This is a genomic window from Teichococcus vastitatis, from assembly GCF_003604215.1.
Taxonomy (GTDB): domain Bacteria; phylum Pseudomonadota; class Alphaproteobacteria; order Acetobacterales; family Acetobacteraceae; genus Pseudoroseomonas; species Pseudoroseomonas vastitatis.
The window spans coordinates 1-539 of the sequence record NZ_QXGS01000241.1 but is presented as its reverse complement, the minus strand read 5'-3'; the positions used below and the strand labels follow the sequence as shown (position 1 = coordinate 539).

The 539-nt window shown below is 62.5% G+C and carries 1 protein-coding gene; it reads left to right on the top strand.

Going from position 1 to position 539, the window contains the following annotated elements; translation table 11 throughout:
- Nucleotides 1–105: 105 nt before the first annotated feature.
- The gene (locus D2K64_RS24110; RefSeq protein ID WP_202910836.1) at nt 106–432 is read left to right on the top strand and encodes a hypothetical protein; all 327 of its coding nucleotides are present in this window, start codon (nt 106–108) and stop codon (nt 430–432) included.
- Nucleotides 433–539: the final 107 nt, after the last annotated feature.

Below are 539 nucleotides of genomic sequence, written 5' to 3'. Positions count from 1 at the left end.
CCTGTCCCCGCATCCCGATTCGTCACCACACCACGCCAGTGCTACATCACACGCGTGCATGACGTTCCAAAGCTGCGGGTGGCACAGAGCAGTCCTCGTTAAAGCTTGGCGACGCAATACGCGCAGTCGTGTCCCTGGATTCTGCTGCGCGAAGGCAATGGCAACACCTATGTGTCCAGTGTCATGCCGCAGAAGCGCAATCCCGGCCTGCTGAACGACACGCGCAGCAGCGCCTCCAGCGTGATTGCCCTGGCGATCGGCCGCATCTTCCAGGACCACAACATCCCGCCCGGCATGCCCGACCCGAAGCGCGTGCGCGACAATTCCGCCCTGGGCTCGGCCACCACGCGCATGCTGCAGGACTGGGACCGCATCCTGAAGGCTCTGGTGATCAGCCCAGAGCAGGCGCTGGAGGAGCTGAACAGCGACTGAAACGCTTCGCAGGAGCTGGCGGAACAACTGATACCGTCGAGCGGATGAACTGACTCTGGTGTGATTTCCTGCGCGGCGGAGATGGTGATTCGCTTCTGGCCTGACCT